Genomic DNA, 17707 nt, shown 5'->3' with positions numbered 1-17707 from the left:
CCCGCATGGGGCGGGCGCCCGGTCGTGCGACGGCACAATGGGACGATGAACGAGCCGATACCCGTCACCCGCGCCGTCGGTCACGGCACCGCGAAGCTGATGCCCGACGTCGACCGGGAACGGGCGTGGCTGCTGACGGTCGACGGGGCACCGCAGTCCTACGTCGACCTGGACGAGCCGGCCCATCTGGAGTTCGAGTACACCCGGCGGCTGGGGCACGTGCTGGACACCCTCGCCGAGCCGGGGCACCCGCTGGACACGCTGCACCTCGGCGGCGGCGCGCTCACCCTGCCCCGCTACCTCGCCGCGACCCGCCCCGGCTCCCGGCAGGACGTCGTCGAGTGCGACCGGGAACTGCTGGACCTGGTCGCCGAACAGCTGCCGCTGCCCGAGGGCGCGGACATCACGCTGCACGCCGCGGACGCCCGTGCCTGGCTGGAGGCCGCTCCCGACGCCTCCGCGGACGTCCTCGTCGCCGACGTCTTCGGCGGCTCACGCGTCCCGGAGCACCTGACCTCCGTCGCGTACGCCCGTGAGGCCGCCCGCGTCCTGCGGGCCGACGGCGTCTACCTCGGCAACCTCGCCGACGCGGCCCCCTTCGCCTTCCTGCGCTCCCAACTGGCCACGCTCGGCACGGTGTTCGAGGAGCTGGTGCTGATCGCCGAGCCGGGAGTGCTGCGCGGGCGCCGTTTCGGCAACGCCGTCCTCGCCGCAGCACACCGTCCCCTCGACCTCGCCGCCCTGGCCCGGCGCACCGCAGCCGACGCCTTCCCGGCCCGCGTCGAGCACGGCGCGGCCCTGCGGAACTTCACCGGCGGGGCGCGGCCGGTGCGGGACGAGGACGCCGTACCGTCACCCGAGCCCCCCGACGGGGCGTTCGGCATCGGCTGACCCCTTGCCGGCGACCGGGACCGCCCCGGTGACAGGCACCGTCCGACGCCGCAGACGGCGTACGTCCGGCACGCACAGCACCGCCGCCGTGACCACGACGACCAGCACGGCGCAGCCCCACAGCGCCTCCGTGCGCCCGAACGCGGTCTCGGCGGGGCCCGCCAGCGCCATCGTGGCCGGCACCAGGGCGACGGACCCGAACCAGTCGTAGGCCGACACCCGGGACAGCTTCTCCTCCGGGATCTCCTGATGAAGCGCCGTCATCCAGGAGACCCCGAACACCTCGACGGTCACCCCGGTCACGCACATCACCGCGCACAGCACCGCCACCGGTACCGGCACGGCCAGCGCGGCTGACGGCAGGGCCAGCGGGAACACGCACAGGGTGCCGACGAACAGCAGGCGGCGCGGTTTCCAGCGGGTCATCAGCAACGCGCCCAGCACCGTGCCCGCCCCGAAGAAGGCCAGGGCCAGACCCCAGGGCGCCGCGCCGCCCAGATGGTCCCGGGCGACGAGCGGACCGTAGACCGCGTCGGCGGCGCCGACCACGGCGTTGGCGACGGAGAACTGGACGACGATGCCCCACAGCCAGGGCCGGCCGGAGAACTCCCGCCAGCCGTCCCGGAGGTCGGCGAGCAGACCGCCGCCCGGGGCGCGCGGGGGTATGTGCTTCACGTCGAGGAAGGTCCGCAGCGCCGCCGCGACCGCGAAGGCCGCCGCGTCCGCCGCGAGCACCCAGCCCGGCCCCATCGCCGCGATCATGAGACCGCCGAGGGCGGCGCCGCCGAGTGTCGCGCCCTGCATCGCCATCCGGAACACCGCGAACGCCCGGCCGGCCTGCTCGCCCTCGACCGAGGAGAGCAGCATGCCCTCGGCGGCCGGTCCGAAGAACGCCTGGCCGACTCCGCCGAGTGCGCTGAGCAGCATCATCTGCCACAGTCGGGCCTCGCCCGCCAGAACCAGCGCCGCGAACGCGGCCTGCGAGACACAGTTGAGGACATTGGCCGCGACCATCACGCGGTGGCGCGGCAGCCGGTCCGCGACGGCGCCGCCGATCAGCAGGAACAACACCAGCGGCAGGGTGCGGGCGGCGGCCACCAGGCCCACGTCACCGCCGTCCCCGCCCGCGCCCAGCACCGCGAACGCGGAGGCGATCAGCGCGCCGTGACTGCCCAGGCTCGTCACCACGGCGGACGCGGTCAGCAGCGTGTAGTTGCGGCCCGCCCAGGCGGGACGGCGGGAGGAGGCGGTGGTCGGCACCTCGTGACTATCGCCGGGACGGGGCCGACTTGCCAAATGTGCCGCCCCCCGCCGAGGACTCCTCCCGCCGTCTCCCGTCGCCCCGTGGGCGGGAAGCGGCCGGAGGAGCCCTCGGTTCCCCTGCCCGCTACGACTCGGTCGGTGCTTCCTCGGTGAGGCGTACCGTGCTGAGGATCTTCTGCACGGTCTCCTCCGGGATCTCGTCCTCGACGCCCTTGGCGCCGTACAGGTTCCAGGTGACGAAGTCCCCGGCACCGTTCTTGAACCCGAAGGTGATCGCCTTGCCCTCGCTGTCGCACTTGCCGTTCTGGGGCGTGTTCTCCGAGTGCGCCGTGGCGACGCTGCCCTTGAGGCCCGAGGCGGTCGTGTACGCCTTCGGCTTCTCGGACTTCACGCTCTTCTTGTCGGGCTGGGTGTAGCCGCCGTAGATCCACCACGGCACACGGGTCTCCGCGGCCTGGTCCGAGGTCTTGGCGCCGTTCTCACCACGGGTGCCGGCGGTGACGAGGGAGGTCTCGTCCTCGCGGCCGTCCTTGTCGTCGTCGCTCGTGCACCACTTGGACTTCAGATAGGCAGGGGCGGTGACGGTGGTGCGGTCCAGCTCACCGTCCTCCTCCTCCCATTCGAAGCCCACGCTGGTGCCGGGGTCCTCGATCTCCCAGTCGGCGGGGACGTCGAACTTGGTGCCGAAGCGCGTGTTCGTGACGACCTGCCAGCCCGGAACCGTCGCCTTCTCGGCCTCCCCGCCCCGCGGGTTGCCGCCGGAGCCGGAGGCGCTCGGCTCCGTGGAGGGCTTCCCGGACGCGCTCACGGACGCGCTCACGGACGGCTTCGCGTCCTTCTTGTCGGCGGTGTCGTCCTTGTCACCGCCCAGCACCAGGAAGCCGGTGACGCCGGCGGCCACGACCACGGCCGCCGCGGCCACGACGGCCACGATCTTCGTCTGCTTCCCGCCGCCCCCGCCCTGCGGCGGCTGAGGCATGCCCACGGTGTCCGGCGTCCCCCACTGCTGCGGCTGCTGCGCGTAAGGGTTCGGCTGCTGGGTGCCGGGCTGCTGATACGGATTCGGCTGTCGGTACCCCGGCTGCTGGTACGGATTGCTCGACTGCGGGTTCTGCTCGCCCCCGGGCGGCTGGTTTCCTGGCCACATGGTGAGCCACCCTAGCCCGGCCAGTGACACGATTCGGTCACTGCCCGTTGACAGGGACGTAGCAACCAAGAGCCGGAAGTGATCCGGAGGCAACCCGGAGCGATCACACGACGTCGAAACACCGGTGCGGTCGCGCATCCCACGGCGGCCCTTTGCGCTCCGGGGCCGGTCGCACGGGCCGGGGAGCCGTACGAGGGTGGCCGGCGCACGGTCGGCCCCCGGCCCCGAGGCCTGGCCAGCCGCGTCTACTCGTGAGTAACATGCAGTCATGAGCGACGACCGGATGACCATCGGCGAGATGCTCGCCGCCACGGTGCCCATGGCCCGCACCCTCAACCTCGAGTTCCTGGAGACCACTTCGGAACGGGCCGTGGTGTCCCTGCCGGACCAGGGCGACTACCACAACCACGTGGGCGGCCCGCACGCCGGCGCGATGTTCACCCTGGGGGAGTCGGCGAGCGGTGCCCTCGTGCTCGCCGCGTTCGGGGAGCAGCTCGCACGGGCGGTTCCGCTCGCGGTCCGCGCCGAGATCGCCTACCGGAAGCTGGCGATGGGCCCCGTCACCGCCACCGCGGCCCTGGGCCGGCCGGTCACCGAGGTCGTGGCCGAGCTGGACGAGGGCCGGCGCCCCGAGTTCCCGGTGTCGATCGTGATCCGGCGCGAGGACGGTGCGGTGACCGGCGAGATGACGGTTGTCTGGACCCTGCGCCCCCACGGCTGACACCTGCCCGCGGTGGCCCGCCGCACCGGGCGCGGGCCCCGGTACCCGGCTCAGACGCCGCTGCCCGCCCCGTAGGGGCCGTACAGGTCCAGCAGCCGGACCCGGGCGGAGTGCAGCCGGTGGGCGACCACATGGCCCACCCACTGGGCGAGGTCCCGCCCGAGGGCCGGCTCGTCCTCGCCCATCGCGCGGACGGCCGCGGCGTCGAACTCGTAGGCCCGTACCGGGGTGGCCGCCTCTGCGCCCAGATGCCAGACGTGCGGGCTGTACAGCCAGGACCAGCCGACGAGTTCGTTGTGCCCGAGACGCTCGATGACGGCGGCCCGGCGGCCGGGGACATGCATGTCGAGCTCGACGGTACCGGTACGGATGACCCAGAACCGGTCCGCGCGGCCCCCCTCCTCGAACAGCCGGGCCCCTTGCGGGAAGGACACCTCGCGGGCGGTCTCCAGGAGCTTCGCCTGATGCTCGGCGGGCAGGGCGCGCGGCATGCCGGGGGACGGGGGAGCGAACATCGCGGCCTCCCTTACGGGATGTGGGATACGAGATACGGGGCGGGTGGTTCCGGTGCGGTGTGCGGGTGCTTCCGGTACGGCCCCAGCCTCCTGCGGAACCGCCGCCGGGGCCATGGGCCGTACGGCCCCGATGAGGGGGCATCCGGCCCCGCGGCACCGGTGCTCCCGGGCCGGGGCGGGACCGTCGGGTACCGGGGCATGACGCCGGTGCTCCGGAACGTGACCTCCGGCCCTCGTGGGGACCTGTGGCCCCTGTCGGCCGGCCGCCCGGCCCACCGATACTGAAGGTGATCTCGGCGACAGCAGTACCGATCCGTTCCGACCAGCAGTCGCCACAGGCAGGAGGCGCACGTCATGCCCCGCACCATCACCATCGGTTTCGACGGTTCCGCGGAGAGCCGGGCCGCCGCCGAGTGGGCGGCCCGCGAGGCGAAGCTGCGCGGTCTTCCGCTCCGGCTGGCCGAGGTCCGAGAGTCCCTGCCGGAGCCGGTCGCCCGGGCGCCGTTCCCCGGCGCGGAGACCGGGCGGCAGGGGAAGGGGGGCGGCGAGGCGGAGACGCTCCCGGCCGACGGCTGGGGGACCACGCCGGGTGAGGCCGCGGCCGGGCTGCGGCTGCGTCACCCCGGGGTCGAGGTCACCACGGAACAGGTCACCGGCCGGCCCCACGAGGTGCTGATCAAGGCTGCGGAGGACGCCGAACTGCTCGTGCTGGGCTCCCGCGGGATGAGCGGCTTCGCCGGATTCCTGGTCGGCTCCGTGGGCCTCGCCGTCGTGGCCCGTACCGAGCGGCCCGTCGTCCTGGTCCGTGCCGGGGAGCAGGCCGCCGACGAGCACGAGCCGGATCCCACGGGCATCCCGTCCGCCGCGACCCGCTACCGGCCGGTCCTGCTCGGCGTGGACGCCGACCGGCCCGACGACGCGGTGATCCGCTTCGCGTTCGCCGAGGCCGCCCGGCGGGGCACCGGACTGCGCGTCCTGCATGGCTGGAACCTGCCGCCGTACTACGTCCACGGCCTGCCGGCCGACCCGGACGTGTACCAGGTGATCGCAAGGGAACGGACCGCGACGCTCGCGAAGGTGCTCCGCCCCTGGCGAGCGGAGTTCGAGGACGTCGACGTCGTGGAGGAGTCCTTCGGCGGCAGCCCGTCCATCCGGCTCATCGACGCATCGCGGGAGGCCTCGCTCGTCGTGGTCGGGCGGCGCGTCCGCCACCACCCGTTCGGCGTCCGCATCGGGCCGATCGCCCACGCCGTGCTGCACCACTCCGCGGCACCGGTCGCGGTCGTCGCACACGACTGAACCGGCCGTCCGGAGAAAGCGCACGGACGGAGTGGGGAGCACGGGACGGGGGAGGAGGACAGGAGCGTCCCGTGCTCGGATTGCGCCAGATGCCTGCGTCCGGCGACCCGGGGAATGAAGCGGGCGGAAACTGGTACTCCCCACCCCGGCCCCCGCCCCCGATTCCGCGATCACCCCCGTCGATCACCCACGGAGCCAGCCATGCCCGAGGACCAGGACACCCGGACCGCACCGACCGACGAGGAACTGCGCACGCTGGACGCCCACTGGCGTGCCGCCAACTACCTGGCGGCGGGCCAGATCTACCTGCTGGCGAACCCGCTGCTCACCGAGCCCCTCAGGGCCGAGCACATCAAGCCGAGGCTGCTCGGGCACTGGGGCACCTCACCCGGCCTGAACCTGGTGTACACCCACCTGAACCGGGTGATCGGCGCACGCGGGCTGGACGCGCTGTGCGTCTGGGGGCCGGGCCATGGCGGCCCCTCGGTGCTGGCCAACTCCTGGCTGGAGGGCAGTTACGGCGAGAGGTACCCGGACGTCGGCCGCGACGCCCCGGGCATGGCACGGCTCTTCCGGCAGTTCTCCTTCCCCGGCGGCGTCCCCAGCCACATCGCCCCGGAGGTTCCCGGCTCGATCCACGAGGGCGGTGAACTCGGCTACTCCCTCGCCCACGCCTACGGCGCCGCATTCGACAACCCGGGGCTGCTGGTCGCCTGCGTGATCGGCGACGGAGAGGCGGAGACCGGGCCGCTGGCCGCGTCCTGGCACTCCAACAAGTTCCTCGACCCCGTCCACGACGGCGCCGTCCTGCCGATCCTGCACCTCAACGGCTACAAGATCGCCAATCCGACCGTGCTGGCCCGCCTTCCCGAGGCCGAACTCGACGCGCTGCTGCGGGGGTACGGGCACGAGCCGATCCACGTGACCGGTGACGACCCCGCCCTCGTCCACCGGGCGATGGCCCAGGCCCTGGACACCGCCCTGGACCGCATCGCGGCGGCGCAGCGCGCCGCCCGTGAGGACGGTGCGACCGAGCGGGTGTCCTGGCCGGTGATCGTGCTGCGGACCCCGAAGGGGTGGACCGGCCCGGCCGAGGTGGACGGCGTCCCCGTGGAGAACACCTGGCGCTCCCACCAGGTGCCGCTGCCGGCGGTCCGCGAGAATCCGGAGCATCTGCACCAGCTGGAGGCATGGCTGCGGTCGTACCGGCCCGAGGAGCTGTTCGACGCCGAGGGCCGGCCCGTCGCGGACGTCCTCGCCTGCGTCCCCGAGGGTGCCCGCAGGCTCGGTGCCACCCCGCACGCCAACGGCGGGCTCCTCGTCCGCGACCTGCCGATGCCGGACCTCGACGACTTCGCCGTTCCCGTCGACAAGCCCGGCACCACCCTCCACGAACCCACCCGCGTCCTCGGCGACCTCCTGAAGCAGGTCATGAAGGACACCGCCGGCCGGCGGGACTTCCGTCTCGTCGGCCCCGACGAGACGGCGTCCAACCGACTGCAGGCCGTCTACGACGTCAGCGGCAAGGCCTGGCAGGCCGGCACCCTCGACGTCGACGAGCACCTCGACCCGCACGGCCGCGTGATGGAGATCCTCTCCGAACACCTCTGCCAGGGCTGGCTCGAGGGCTATCTGCTCACCGGACGGCACGGCCTCTTCTCCAGCTACGAGGCGTTCGTGCACATCGTCGACTCGATGGTCAACCAGCACATCAAGTGGCTGAAGACCTCCCGCGAACTGCCCTGGCGCGCCCCCATCGCCTCTCTCAACTACCTGCTCACCTCGCACGTGTGGCGCCAGGACCACAACGGCTTCTCCCACCAGGACCCCGGCTTCGTCGACCACGTGCTCAACAAGAGCCCCGAGGTCGTCCGGGTCTACCTGCCGCCGGACGCCAACACCCTGCTGTCGGTCGCGGACCACGCGCTGCGCAGTCGTGACTACGTCAACGTCGTCGTGGCCGGCAAGCAGCCGTGCTTCGACTGGCTGTCCATGGACGCGGCCCGCGTCCACTGCGCACGCGGCGCCGGAGTCTGGGACTGGGCCGGCACCGAGAACGGCGGCACCCCCGACGTGGTGCTGGGCTGTGCCGGGGACGTACCCACCCAGGAGGTGCTGGCCGCGGCGCAGTTGCTGCGCCGCCACCTGCCGGACCTGGCGGTCCGTGTCGTCAACGTCGTCGACCTCACCCGGCTGCTGCCCCACGGGGAACACCCGCACGGCATGACCGACTTCGAGTACGACGGCCTGTTCACCCCCGACAAGCCGGTCGTCTTCGCCTACCACGGCTACCCGTGGCTGATCCATCGCCTCACCTACCGGCGCACCGGGCACGAGCACCTGCACGTTCGCGGCTACAAGGAGTCCGGGACGACCACCACGCCGTTCGACATGGTGGTCCGCAACGACCTCGACCGCTACCGGCTGGTCATGGACGTCATCGACCGCGTCCCGGGCCTCGCGGTCCGCGCAGCCGCCGTACGCCAGCGGATGGCCGACGCCCGCACCCGGCACCACGACTGGATCCGCGTACACGGCACCGACCTGCCCGAGGTCGCCGAGTGGAGCTGGAACGCCTGAGCGCCGTCCCCCACCGCCGGTCCGGACAGGCCCTACGGCGCACCGTGCACGTCGCGGTGCGCCTTCGCGAGCTCCGCGTACATCGTCCCGTTGAGCGTCAGCCCCGCGCGCTCCTCCTCCGTCAGCTCCCGCCGGACCTTCGCCGGGACCCCCGCGACCAGCGAGCCCGGCGGCACCTCCATGCCCTGTGGCACCAGCGCCTGTGCCGCCACCAGGGAACCGGCGCCGACCACCGCGCCGTTGAGCACCGTGGCCCCCATGCCGATCAGGCAGTCGTCCCCGACCGTCGCCCCGTGGACCACGGCGTTGTGCCCGACCGAGACCCGCTCACCGACCGTGACGGGGAAGCCGGGGTCGGCGTGCAGCGTGCAATTGTCCTGGACATTGCTGCCGGCGCCGACCGCGATCGCCTCCACGTCGCCGCGCAGGACCGCGCCGTACCAGACGCTCGCGCCCGCCCCCAGCGTCACGTCCCCGATCACCGTGGCCGTGGGGGCCACGAAGGCGGTCGGGTCCACCTGGGGTTCTCTGCCGCCGATGCCGGTGATCAGTGCCTTGTGCGTCATCGCCGCCTCGCCTCCTGGTCGGGTGATGACAGGCACCGTACGCCAGGGGTGTGGGGTGAAGATCACAGGGCGCACGACGCATGGGCGTCACGCCCGGCGATACGGTGAGCGGGTGCCGAAAAGCAGGAACACGTTCTCGTCCTGGCCGCGCCGCCTCGCGCAGCGCGCGGTCCACGCGGGCTGGGCCTGGGTGCAGCGCACGGGCTCGGTGACCGCCGAGCACCCCGGCCGCCTCCGCTTCGGCGCGATGGGAACAGGTACCAGGCTCGCCTTCCCGCTCGGCACCGTCTTCGGCGAACCCTGGATCCAGCTCGGCGCGCACTGCATCATCGGCGAACAGGTCACACTGACCGCCGGACTGATGCCCGGCCTGGAGCTGGGGCCCGACCCGATCCTCCGTCTCGGCGACGGTGTCGTCCTCGGCCGCGGCAGCCATGTCATCGCCGACACCACCGTCACCATCGGCAGCGACTGCTACTTCGGGCCGTACGTCTACATCACGTCCACCAACCACTCCTACGACGATCCGCACGAGCCCATCGGCAAGCAGTGGCCGCGGATGGACCCGGTGGAGATCGGCCCCGGCTGCTGGATCGGCACCGGGGCGGTGATCCTCCCGGGCGCGCGGATCGGGCGGAACGTGGTGGTGGCCGCGGGCGCGGTGGTGCGGGGCACGGTTCCCGACCACGCCGTGGTCGCGGGCGCCCCGGCCCGGGTCGTACGCCGCTGGACTCCCGACGAGGGCTGGCAGCCGCCGCTGCGCACGCCGGCGCCGGTGCCGATCCCGGAGGGCGTCACGCCGGAGCAGCTGCGGGCGCTGTCGGAGCTGGACGAGGCCCAGCTCGCCGAGCTGGAGCCCGGGGGCTGAGGTCCGGGCGGGGCAGGCCGCGCACCACCGTGCGGTGGCGAACGGGTGCATCACGCCGTGGTGGAAATGAGCCGTACCGCCCACCGGCTGCTCGCGGGCACCGAGGCCCCGGACCGCTGGAGACGGGGCCGGCGGCTCCTGCCGGGCGAGAGCGGCGACTTTGCCCGCATCAGCGCCTCCCGACGGCCGCCGGGACACCCCGCCGACGGCCGCCGCACGGCTGTTACGGTGCCGCCATGCGCGCACCCATCGGCACCTTCGACCACGCCACCCCCGCCCCCGACTGCCTCGACCAGCTCACCGCGCCGGTCGCCGCGGCCGTCCGCGCCTGGAGCGGCAGCGTCCCCGCCGAGCAGATCCTCTACGTCGACACGGACCCGCGCTGGGCCGACACCGCCGTCTTCGTCGAGCACTACGGCCAGGACCTGCTCGAGCGCTCGGCGAACTGCGTGGTCGTGGCGGGCAGGCGGGGCGGCGAGAGCACCCTCGCCGCCTGCGTGGTCCTGTCCACCACCCGGGCCGACGTCAACGGCACCGTGCGCCGCCGGCTCGGCGCGCGCAAGGCCTCGTTCGCCCCGATGGACACGGCGACGGGGGAGAGCGGCATGGAGTACGGCGGCATCACCCCGATCGGACTCCCCGCCGACTGGCCGGTACTCGTGGACGCGGCCGTCGTCGACCTGCCGTACGTGCTCGTCGGCAGCGGGCGCCGGCAGGGCAAACTCCTGGTGCCGGGCAAGGCCTTCGCCGAACTGCCGGGCGCCGTCGTGCTGGAGGGACTGGGCGTGGCCTGAGCCTCGGCCGCCCGCGGAGACCGGCGCCGGGCCGACCCGGCGCCCGCACCGGTCGAGTCACGCCGGCCGCACCGCTCATGCCGCGGCATGATGGGCCAGGGGCAGGTGCGGGTCCTGCTCACCCGGGACAGGCTCCGGGTCGGCGTGAACCAGGGCCGCGGTCAGCCGGGGTACCGCGTGCAGCAGGGCGTGCTCGGCGTCGACCGCGACGCGGTGGGCCTCCCGCACGGTCGCCCCGCCGTCCACCACGACCGCCACCTCGGCCCGCAGCCGGTGCCCGATCCAGCGCAGTCGCAGCTCACCCACCCCGCGCACACCGGGGACCTCGCTCAGCGCCTGCTCGGCCCGGTCCACGAGCGCCGGGTCGACGGCGTCCATCATCCGCCCGAACACCTCCCGCGCCGCGTTCCGCAGCACCAGGACGATCGCCACCGTGATCGCCAGCCCCACGACCGGGTCCGCGAGCTGCCACCCCAGGGCCGCCCCGCCGGCGCCCAGCAGGACGGCGAGTGAGGTGAACCCGTCCGTCCGGGCGTGCAGCCCGTCGGCGACCAGTGCGGCCGAGCCGATGGCCCGGCCGACCCGGATGCGGTAGCGGGCCACCCACTCGTTGCCCGCGAACCCGACGAGAGCGGCGACGGCGACCGCCGGGACGTGGTTCATCGGCCGCGGGTCGAGGAGCCGGTCCACCGCCGTCCAGCCCGCGAAGGCCGCGGAGGCCGCGATCGTCAGCACGATCACGATGCCGGCCAGGTCCTCGGCCCGGCCGTATCCGTAGGTGAAGCGGCGGGTGGCGGCCCGCCGGCCCAGCACGAAGGCGATCCCGAGCGGTACGGCGGTCAGCGCGTCCGCGGCATTGTGCACCGTGTCGCCGAGCAGCGCGACCGAGCCCGAGACGGCCACCACGACCGCCTGCGCCAGTGCCGTCGCACCGAGCACCGCCAGTGAGACCCACAGCGCCCGCAGACCGCGGGCCGAGGACTCGAGGACGGAGTCGACCTTTTCCGCGGTCTCGTGGGAGTGCGGGGTGAGCAGATGACGGAGGCGGTGGCTGAGCCGGAGGCGGCCGTGGTGGCGCGAAGGCGCGCCGGGGCGCTCGTGGCCATGACGGTCGCGCTCGTGGGGGTGCCCGTGCGGCCGCCCGTGGCCGGGGCCGTGCCGGTGTCCGGGCTCGTGGTCTCGGCCGTGCTCGTGCCGGTCGTTCACGTGGGTCCCCTTCCGGTGTGCGAGGTGGACGGGCTGTCGCCCACGGGGTCATTATGTGCGTATGAGCGCACGCATGCACCTCTCACCTGCGCACGATGCGCACCCCCGCACGCCCGGCGACGAGCAGTTCGCGCTCGCCGCGGAACTCCTGGACCTGCTCGGCGACCGCACCCGGCTGACCCTGCTGCACGCGCTGACCGGCGGCGAGGCCGACGTCGGCACGCTCACGGAGCTGTGCGGCGCGGCGCGGCCCGCGGTCAGCCAGCATCTGGCGCGGCTGCGTCTCGCGGGGCTCGTGGACACGCGCAAGGAGGGCCGCAGGGTGATCTACTCACTGCGCGACGGACATCTGCGGCGGCTGGTGGACGAGGCGCTGAACGTCGCCGACCACCGGCTGAGCGACCGGCCCCCGCACGACTGAGGCAGTCGGAGAGGCGCTCGGCGCTCCCCGGTCAGTACGTGGCGGCCGTGCCCAGATACTGCTCGGCGAAGGCGGCGGCCGCGGCGCGGGAGGTGAACAGGCGCCGCAGCCGGGCCAGCGTGGTGCCCGCGCGGAACGGTTCGCCCGACGCGGTGCCGTGGTAGAGCTCGGAGAGCCACTGCGAGAACTCCTGGTAGTCCCACACGCGCCGCAGGCATGCTTGCGAGTAGCCGGCCAGTCCGCTGTCGTCGCCGGCCGTGAGACGAGCGGCCAGCGCGTCACCGAGCAGGAAGGCGTCGTGCAGGGCGAGGTTCATGCCCTTGGCGGCGATCGGCGCGACCAGATGCGCCGCGTCCCCGGCGAGGAAGAGGCGCCCGAACACCATCGGCTCGGTGACGTAGTCGTGCATGTCCAGCACACGCTTCTCGGTCAGCCGCCCCTCGACCGGAGGGGGCGCGCCGGCCGCACCGAGCCGTCGCCGGAGCTCCGTCCAGACCCGTTCGTGCGGCCAGTCGGCGGGGTCGGCGCCGGGCGGGCACTGGAGGTAGTAGCGGGTCACCTCGGGGCTGCGCGGCATCTGGCCGGCGAACCCGTCCGGGTGGCAGCCGAAGAGCACGCTGTCACCGGTCGGCGGCGCCTCGGCGAGCAGTGCCAGCCAGCCGATGCCGTAGTCGTGCCGCGCCACGCGCGTCCGCTCCGGCGGCAGCGCGGCCCGCGTCGCCCCGCGGGCCCCGTCGCAGCCCGCCACGAAGGAGCACTCCACGACCTGCCGCCCGCCGGTCTCCGGGCAGGTGTACGACACCGACGGCCGGTCGCCGTCCACGCCGTGCAGCCGCACGTCCCGCACGCCGAACCGGATCTGCCCGCCCCGCACGTCCGCGTACGCGCGCACCAGGTCCGTGACCAGCAACGGCTGCGGGTAGATCCAGTGATGACTGCCCGTCAGCTCCTGGTAGGGGAAACGGTACCGCTCCCCGTCGAAGCGGAACTCGCACGCGGAGTGCAACTCGGCCCGCTCCAGCAGGTTCTGTGCGAGGCCCCGACGCTCCAGCCCGCGCACCGCCCCTTCCTCGATCACCCCGGCCCGGGGCCGCCGCTCGATGAACTCCCGTGACTCGGCCTCCAGGACCAGGCACTCCACACCGGCCGCCCGCAGGATGCTGCCGACGGTGAGCCCGGCCGGACCGGCACCCACGACGACGACCGGAAACCGCTGTGGAGCAAGGGAGCAGACGTCACGAGAGGAGGGCGAGGACCGCGTCATCGGGCCATTATGGCGACAGCGCGCCCGGTTGACGCCGGGACGTCCCGGTCATGTTTTCGGCCCGGAGGGCGGTGACGTCAGCCCTGACCCAGGCGCGGTATCTCGATCGCAGGGCAGCGGTCCATCACCATCTCCAGGCCCGCAGCGCGGACCCGCTCGTAGGCCGCCTCGTCGATGACGTCCAGCTGGAACCAGATCGCCTCGGCGCCCTTGGCGACCGCCTCGTCCGCGACCGCCCCGGCCAGATCGCTGTTCACGAACACGTCCACGACGTCCACCTCGAAGGGGATGTCCGCCAGCGAGGCGTACCCCTGCTCGCCGTGCACCGTCTCGGCCTTCGGATGCACCGGCACCACACGCTTGCCGAAGCGCTGCAGCACCTGGGCGACGCCGTACGCCGCCCGCTGCCGGTTCGACGACAGGCCCACCACGGCCCAGGTGTCGCCGAGCCCGGTGAGAATCCTGCGAACCGCTGCCTCGTCGCCGTACACCGTGGGCCTCCTGGGCTGTCGTAGTCGTCGTCGTCGTAGTAGTCGTCAGGGAGCTGTCCCACGGACAACGAACCGGAGTGCGGGGTGATTCCCGGGGACACGGGGAACGCCCCGGAGCCACGGCGTCCCCCGAAAGCGTGCGAGATGACTGCGCGGACCCGCTTGTGCGCCTACGCTCGCCTCGTGCTGCGCATCACCGACGCCCGGACCGGCGAACTCGTGGACGCCACCCCCGCCCGGCGGGGCCTCACCCGCGTCGAGGCCCACACGCGCGGGTTCGATCCGACGAGCCTGCGCGTGCTGCTCGTCGCCGACCTGCTCGTGCGCGCCCTGGAACTCGGCGGCACCCCGGTGTGGGCGCTGCTCGACGGCGAACGGGACCTGCCCGAACTGCGTGCCGCGGGCGCCGCCCTCGGCGTACGGCCCTTCGAGGACGGACGGGGCGCCGGCACCGGGCTGGGGGAGGCCCAGGTCCTGCACGTGGTGAGCGAGGGCGGCGCGGCACCGGGCGGAGTCCGTGTCGCCGTCGCACCCGTCCACCAGGAAGGGCTGGGCGACGCACCGGACGGCGCCGATCGCACCGATTCCACCGGGGCCCCTGGCCCCGCGGACCTCACCGCCCCGGACAACCCCACCGAGCCGACCGTCCTGCGGCTCGCCCTGCTCACGCATCCCAGGAGCAGCCCGCTGCGGCTCGACCCGGCCGCCCTGGACGAGGCCGCAGGCACCCTCGGACGCTGGCGCGGCGCGGTCGCCGCCTGGGCGCACCGCCCCTCGCGGCCCATCCCCGACACGGTGCGCGTGGACCTGCGCACCGCCTGGGAGGACGACCTGGACGCAGTCGCCGTGCTCCGCGTGCTCCGCGCGGTGGAGCAGGATCCGGAGGTACCGGACGGCGCCCGCTTCGAGACGTACGCCTACGCCGACCGGCTGCTCGGCCTCGACCTCACCCGGGACCTGGGGTCCACGGCATGACCGGGACCTCCGACGGACCCGGGCCCACGGAACGCACCGGGCCCACGGGACGCACCGGGCCCACGGGACGCACCGGGCCCACCGGGACGGGGCCGGCGCGTCGGCTGGTCGTGCTGCGGCACGCCAAGTCCGCCTGGCCCGAGGGTGTGCCCGACCACGACCGTCCGCTCGCCGCGCGGGGCGAGCGCGACGCGCCCGCCGCCGGACGCGCGATCGCCGGGGCCGTCGGCCCGCCCGGCCTCGCCCTGTGCTCCACCGCCGTACGCGCGCGCCGGACCTGGGAGCTGGCGGCGTCCCAGTGGGACACACCCCCGCCGGTCCGGCACGAGCCGCGGCTCTACGCCGCCGGTGTTCCCGACCTGCTGGCCGTGGTGCGCGAGGTGCCCGCGGAGGTCGGCACCCTGCTGCTGACCGGCCACAACCCGGGCCTGGCCGATCTCGTGCTGACGCTGGCCGACGACGGCGTGGACGACACGCTCGACCGGGTCCGCGCCAAGTTCCCGACCTCCGCGGTCGCGGTGCTGTCCTGGCACGGCGCCGCCTGGTCGGACCTCGCCCCCGGTGCCGCCCTGCTGACCGCGATGACCGTGCCCCGGGGCACCGCGCGGTAGGCCCTTTCAGCCCTGCCCGCCCTGTCGGCCCCGTCCACCCCCGCCTGTACTGGCCCGTCCCCGCCCGTCCCGCGCCCGCCGCCCGTGACGGCCCGCCCGGCCGGCTGCGCATAGGGTGGCCGGATGCAGGACGAGTACCGCACCATCGCCCGCGCGGGTGTGCACGAGACCGAGATCAACCGCTCCCGCTTCCTGTGCGCGCTCGCCCCGGCGGCCACCGAGCGGGAGGCACAGGAGTTCGTCGCCGCCGTCCGCAAGGAGCACGCCGACGCCACCCACAACTGCTGGGCGTACGTCATCGGCGCGGACGCCTCCGTCCAGAAGGCGAGCGACGACGGCGAACCCGGCGGCACCGCGGGCGTCCCCATGCTCCAGATGCTGCTGCGCCGCGACATGCGGTACGTCGTCGCCGTCGTCACCCGCTACTACGGCGGGGTCAAACTCGGCGCGGGCGGACTCATCCGCGCGTACGGCGGGGCCGTCGGCGAGGCGCTGGACAGCGTCGGCACGCTCACCCGGCGCCGGTTCCGGCTGGCCGCGGTGACCGTCGACCACCAGCGGGCCGGCAAGGTCCAGAACGACCTGCGCTCCACGGGGCGCGAGGTGCGGGACGTGCGCTACGGCGAGGAGGTCACGATCGGGATCGCCCTCCCGGACGCCGACGTGGACGCCTTCCGGTCCTGGCTCGCGGACGCGACCGCCGGGACCGCCCGCTTCGAACCGGGCGGTGAGACGTACGGCGACGTGTGAGGACCGCAACCGCGCGCCCCGTCGGCTCATGACGCCACAGCGGGTGCCTCGCCCGTACAACGGGCGCAAGCGGTCCCGGTCATGACGAGGCGATACAGGATTTTCCGGCTGTGATGTCGGACCCGGCCGTTACTCTCGGGGATCATGGGACTGCTGCACAAATTTTTGAGGCGTTACTTACCGTAAGTGCAATGATTTGGCAAAGGCGCAGGTCGGGCGGGTTTTACTTCCTCAATGAAGGGCTCGTCGGTGGTGCCGGTGCTGATTCGGTGCTGACCTGTGGGCACCCCTCGTCCTCCCTGGTGACCTGTCCCGTGCTGGTTCCGTGCTGGTTCCGCCGTACTGGGGGAGGGCTTTGAGTCGCAGGCGGCGGGGCGAGGTCTGGCAGGCGCCGGTGAACCGGTCGGCGGCCTTCTGGTGGACGAAGACGTTCACCGATCCCAGGCTCTGCGCGGCCATCGTCGACCGCATCACCTTTGGCGGAAACATCATCGAGACCGGCACCGACTCCTACCGCCTCGCCCAGACCAAAGCCCAGGCCGAACGATCCATCGGATGACCACGGCCACTCGAACCGTGCAATATCCCCTGGGTTCGTCGGGATGGATATCCCTCGAATTGCCTGCGTTTCCCCAGGTCGGCATGGCGTCACGGCGCAGATGGCCCACATGGATCATGGCAATTCTTCGGGATCCCTGAAGAGCCGTCATGATCCATGTGCTGTGGCGCGCACCGGTGGCCGGGAAAAACCCGGTCGGATCCCCTGTGCGGTAGTCGCTGCCTGACAGGAACCCACGGGATATTGCACAAATGCGTGCCCGGCCGAAGGAGGGAGAGATCAGTTGCCTGTTTCTTCTCCCTGTGTGTCATAGGTGTCGCGTGCTCGTGCGATGGCGGGCATGTTCTCCGAGGCCCACGCCAGCAGTACGTCGATGGGAGGCCGAAGCGTCTTGCCGAGTGGTGTGATCCGATACCTGACCGCTACCGGGCGGGTGGAAACGACCTCGCGCTCGACCACGCCGTTTCGTTCGAGTCGTCGAAGTGTCGCGGTCAGTGACTTCTGTGTGACCTGGGGGACGGCTCGGCGCAGTTCGTTGAAGCGGCACGGGCGTTCGCAGAGCTCGCTGAGGACGCCGAGCGACCACTTGTCGAGGATCTGGTCGAGCAGTTCGCGGTGCGGGGGGTCGATGCGAAGTTCGTGATCGGTATCCATGGCGAGACCTGGTCTCGTTGAAGTGTCCTTCTTCCACTAGCCTCGCGCTTTCACGAGGCGGGGTGTCCGAGGCTTGATCAAATAAGCGGAGAGTGCTCCTGACCTGCAACGATGGGACTTGTCTAGGGTCCT

18 protein-coding genes and 1 pseudogene are annotated in these 17707 nt (G+C 73.0%); 11 read left to right on the top strand and 8 right to left on the bottom strand.

The features are described 5' to 3' along the window. Positions 1-45: 45 nt before the first annotated feature. On the top strand, positions 46-891 hold the full coding sequence (locus tag ACFWVE_RS32555) for a spermidine synthase (RefSeq protein WP_384022031.1): 846 nt from the start codon (positions 46-48) through the stop codon (positions 889-891). Here the strand turns inward: ACFWVE_RS32555 and ACFWVE_RS32550 are convergent. Continuing rightward, entirely contained in the window at positions 853-2151 is a 1299-nt protein-coding gene (locus ACFWVE_RS32550; protein WP_384022028.1) for an MFS transporter, read from the bottom strand. The genes ACFWVE_RS32555 and ACFWVE_RS32550 overlap by 39 nt on opposite strands. A 127-nt stretch (positions 2152-2278) precedes the next feature. Then, positions 2279-3301, bottom strand: coding sequence for a hypothetical protein (locus ACFWVE_RS32545; protein WP_384022025.1), 1023 nt, complete (start codon positions 3299-3301; stop codon positions 2279-2281). A 283-nt stretch (positions 3302-3584) separates the two neighbouring features. On the opposite strand from ACFWVE_RS32545, the gene ACFWVE_RS32540 reads away from it, so the two are divergent. After that, a complete protein-coding gene (locus ACFWVE_RS32540; RefSeq protein ID WP_384022034.1) occupies positions 3585-4022 on the top strand; it encodes a DUF4442 domain-containing protein in 438 nt (145 codons plus the stop codon). Between the two features lie 50 nt (positions 4023-4072). On the opposite strand, the gene ACFWVE_RS32535 is transcribed toward ACFWVE_RS32540, so the two are convergent. Next, positions 4073-4537, bottom strand: coding sequence for a Crp/Fnr family transcriptional regulator (locus ACFWVE_RS32535; RefSeq protein ID WP_384022022.1), 465 nt, complete (start codon positions 4535-4537; stop codon positions 4073-4075). A gap of 354 nt (positions 4538-4891) precedes the next feature. Between ACFWVE_RS32535 and ACFWVE_RS32530 the strand changes: the two genes are divergently transcribed. Together ACFWVE_RS32530 and ACFWVE_RS32525 are read left to right on the top strand one after the other, a co-directional pair. Continuing rightward, complete coding sequence (locus tag ACFWVE_RS32530) at positions 4892-5836, top strand: universal stress protein (protein ID WP_384022019.1); 945 nt, start codon at positions 4892-4894, stop codon at positions 5834-5836. 201 nt (positions 5837-6037) lie between these two features. After that, a complete protein-coding gene (locus ACFWVE_RS32525; RefSeq protein ID WP_384022016.1) occupies positions 6038-8416 on the top strand; it encodes a phosphoketolase in 2379 nt (792 codons plus the stop codon). 32 nt (positions 8417-8448) lie between these two features. Here ACFWVE_RS32525 and ACFWVE_RS32520 read toward each other — a convergent pair whose 3' ends face one another. Continuing rightward, a complete protein-coding gene (locus tag ACFWVE_RS32520) occupies positions 8449-8982 on the bottom strand; it encodes a gamma carbonic anhydrase family protein (protein WP_384022014.1) in 534 nt (177 codons plus the stop codon). Positions 8983-9094: 112 nt separating this feature from the next. Between ACFWVE_RS32520 and ACFWVE_RS32515 the strand changes: the two genes are divergently transcribed. Beyond that, positions 9095-9850: an acyltransferase gene (locus ACFWVE_RS32515; protein WP_384022011.1), complete on the top strand. Its 756-nt coding sequence runs from the start codon at positions 9095-9097 to the stop codon at positions 9848-9850. A gap of 236 nt (positions 9851-10086) precedes the next feature. Then, positions 10087-10644 (top strand): YbaK/EbsC family protein, encoded by a 558-nt coding sequence (locus tag ACFWVE_RS32510; RefSeq protein WP_384022008.1) that lies wholly within the window; start codon positions 10087-10089, stop codon positions 10642-10644. Positions 10645-10719: 75 nt separating this feature from the next. Here ACFWVE_RS32510 and ACFWVE_RS32505 read toward each other — a convergent pair whose 3' ends face one another. After that, entirely contained in the window at positions 10720-11850 is a 1131-nt protein-coding gene (locus ACFWVE_RS32505; RefSeq protein ID WP_384022006.1) for a cation diffusion facilitator family transporter, read from the bottom strand. Between the two features lie 61 nt (positions 11851-11911). On the opposite strand from ACFWVE_RS32505, the gene ACFWVE_RS32500 reads away from it, so the two are divergent. Further along, positions 11912-12271 carry an ArsR/SmtB family transcription factor gene (locus ACFWVE_RS32500; RefSeq protein ID WP_384022003.1) on the top strand — a complete coding sequence of 120 codons (360 nt, stop codon included), beginning with the start codon at positions 11912-11914 and terminating at the stop codon, positions 12269-12271. 31 nt (positions 12272-12302) lie between these two features. Here the strand turns inward: ACFWVE_RS32500 and ACFWVE_RS32495 are convergent, their stop codons facing one another. Both ACFWVE_RS32495 and ACFWVE_RS32490 read right to left on the bottom strand, forming a co-directional pair. After that, positions 12303-13535, bottom strand: a complete 1233-nt coding sequence (locus tag ACFWVE_RS32495) for a 4-hydroxybenzoate 3-monooxygenase (RefSeq protein WP_384022000.1) — start codon at positions 13533-13535, stop codon at positions 12303-12305. Between the two features lie 77 nt (positions 13536-13612). Further along, complete coding sequence (locus ACFWVE_RS32490) at positions 13613-14026, bottom strand: CoA-binding protein (RefSeq protein WP_384021997.1); 414 nt, start codon at positions 14024-14026, stop codon at positions 13613-13615. Positions 14027-14170: 144 nt separating this feature from the next. Between ACFWVE_RS32490 and ACFWVE_RS32485 the strand changes: the two genes are divergently transcribed. The 4 genes and pseudogenes from ACFWVE_RS32485 to ACFWVE_RS32470 form a co-directional block, all read left to right on the top strand. Continuing rightward, positions 14171-15001, top strand: coding sequence for a hypothetical protein (locus ACFWVE_RS32485; RefSeq protein WP_384021994.1), 831 nt, complete (start codon positions 14171-14173; stop codon positions 14999-15001). Continuing rightward, a complete protein-coding gene (locus tag ACFWVE_RS32480) occupies positions 14998-15612 on the top strand; it encodes a SixA phosphatase family protein (protein ID WP_384021991.1) in 615 nt (204 codons plus the stop codon). The genes ACFWVE_RS32485 and ACFWVE_RS32480 overlap by 4 nt, the downstream gene beginning before the upstream one ends. 123 nt (positions 15613-15735) lie before the next feature. Continuing rightward, positions 15736-16362, top strand: a complete 627-nt coding sequence (locus ACFWVE_RS32475) for a YigZ family protein (protein WP_384021988.1) — start codon at positions 15736-15738, stop codon at positions 16360-16362. A 418-nt stretch (positions 16363-16780) separates the two neighbouring features. After that, positions 16781-16921, top strand: a pseudogene (locus tag ACFWVE_RS32470) (ATP-binding protein); the annotation flags it as partial. A 279-nt stretch (positions 16922-17200) separates the two neighbouring features. Here ACFWVE_RS32470 and ACFWVE_RS32465 read toward each other — a convergent pair. Beyond that, complete coding sequence (locus ACFWVE_RS32465; protein WP_384021987.1) at positions 17201-17575, bottom strand: winged helix-turn-helix transcriptional regulator; 375 nt, start codon at positions 17573-17575, stop codon at positions 17201-17203. Positions 17576-17707 lie beyond the last annotated feature (132 nt).

The organism is Streptomyces sp. NPDC058632, assembly GCF_042717095.1.
Classification (GTDB): Bacteria; Actinomycetota; Actinomycetes; order Streptomycetales; family Streptomycetaceae; genus Streptomyces.
The sequence above is the reverse complement of the archived record's forward strand: the minus strand, read 5'-3'. Positions and strand labels throughout refer to the sequence as shown.

What these genes read in the sequence shown, in the direction of transcription:
- ACFWVE_RS32555 (WP_384022031.1), top strand. Translation starts at nt 46, where the DNA reads ATGAACGAGCCGATACCCGTCACCCGCGCCGTCGGTCACGGCACCGCG.
- ACFWVE_RS32545 (WP_384022025.1), bottom strand. Translation starts at nt 3,301, where the DNA reads ATGTGGCCAGGAAACCAGCCGCCCGGGGGCGAGCAGAACCCGCAGTCG.
- ACFWVE_RS32540 (WP_384022034.1), top strand. Translation starts at nt 3,585, where the DNA reads ATGACCATCGGCGAGATGCTCGCCGCCACGGTGCCCATGGCCCGCACC.
- ACFWVE_RS32535 (WP_384022022.1), bottom strand. Translation starts at nt 4,537, where the DNA reads ATGTTCGCTCCCCCGTCCCCCGGCATGCCGCGCGCCCTGCCCGCCGAG.
- ACFWVE_RS32530 (WP_384022019.1), top strand. Translation starts at nt 4,892, where the DNA reads ATGCCCCGCACCATCACCATCGGTTTCGACGGTTCCGCGGAGAGCCGG.
- ACFWVE_RS32525 (WP_384022016.1), top strand. Translation starts at nt 6,038, where the DNA reads ATGCCCGAGGACCAGGACACCCGGACCGCACCGACCGACGAGGAACTG.
- ACFWVE_RS32520 (WP_384022014.1), bottom strand. Translation starts at nt 8,982, where the DNA reads ATGACGCACAAGGCACTGATCACCGGCATCGGCGGCAGAGAACCCCAG.
- ACFWVE_RS32510 (WP_384022008.1), top strand. Translation starts at nt 10,087, where the DNA reads ATGCGCGCACCCATCGGCACCTTCGACCACGCCACCCCCGCCCCCGAC.
- ACFWVE_RS32500 (WP_384022003.1), top strand. Translation starts at nt 11,912, where the DNA reads ATGAGCGCACGCATGCACCTCTCACCTGCGCACGATGCGCACCCCCGC.
- ACFWVE_RS32495 (WP_384022000.1), bottom strand. Translation starts at nt 13,535, where the DNA reads ATGACGCGGTCCTCGCCCTCCTCTCGTGACGTCTGCTCCCTTGCTCCA.
- ACFWVE_RS32485 (WP_384021994.1), top strand. Translation starts at nt 14,171, where the DNA reads ATGACTGCGCGGACCCGCTTGTGCGCCTACGCTCGCCTCGTGCTGCGC.
- ACFWVE_RS32480 (WP_384021991.1), top strand. Translation starts at nt 14,998, where the DNA reads ATGACCGGGACCTCCGACGGACCCGGGCCCACGGAACGCACCGGGCCC.
- ACFWVE_RS32475 (WP_384021988.1), top strand. Translation starts at nt 15,736, where the DNA reads ATGCAGGACGAGTACCGCACCATCGCCCGCGCGGGTGTGCACGAGACC.
- ACFWVE_RS32465 (WP_384021987.1), bottom strand. Translation starts at nt 17,575, where the DNA reads ATGGATACCGATCACGAACTTCGCATCGACCCCCCGCACCGCGAACTG.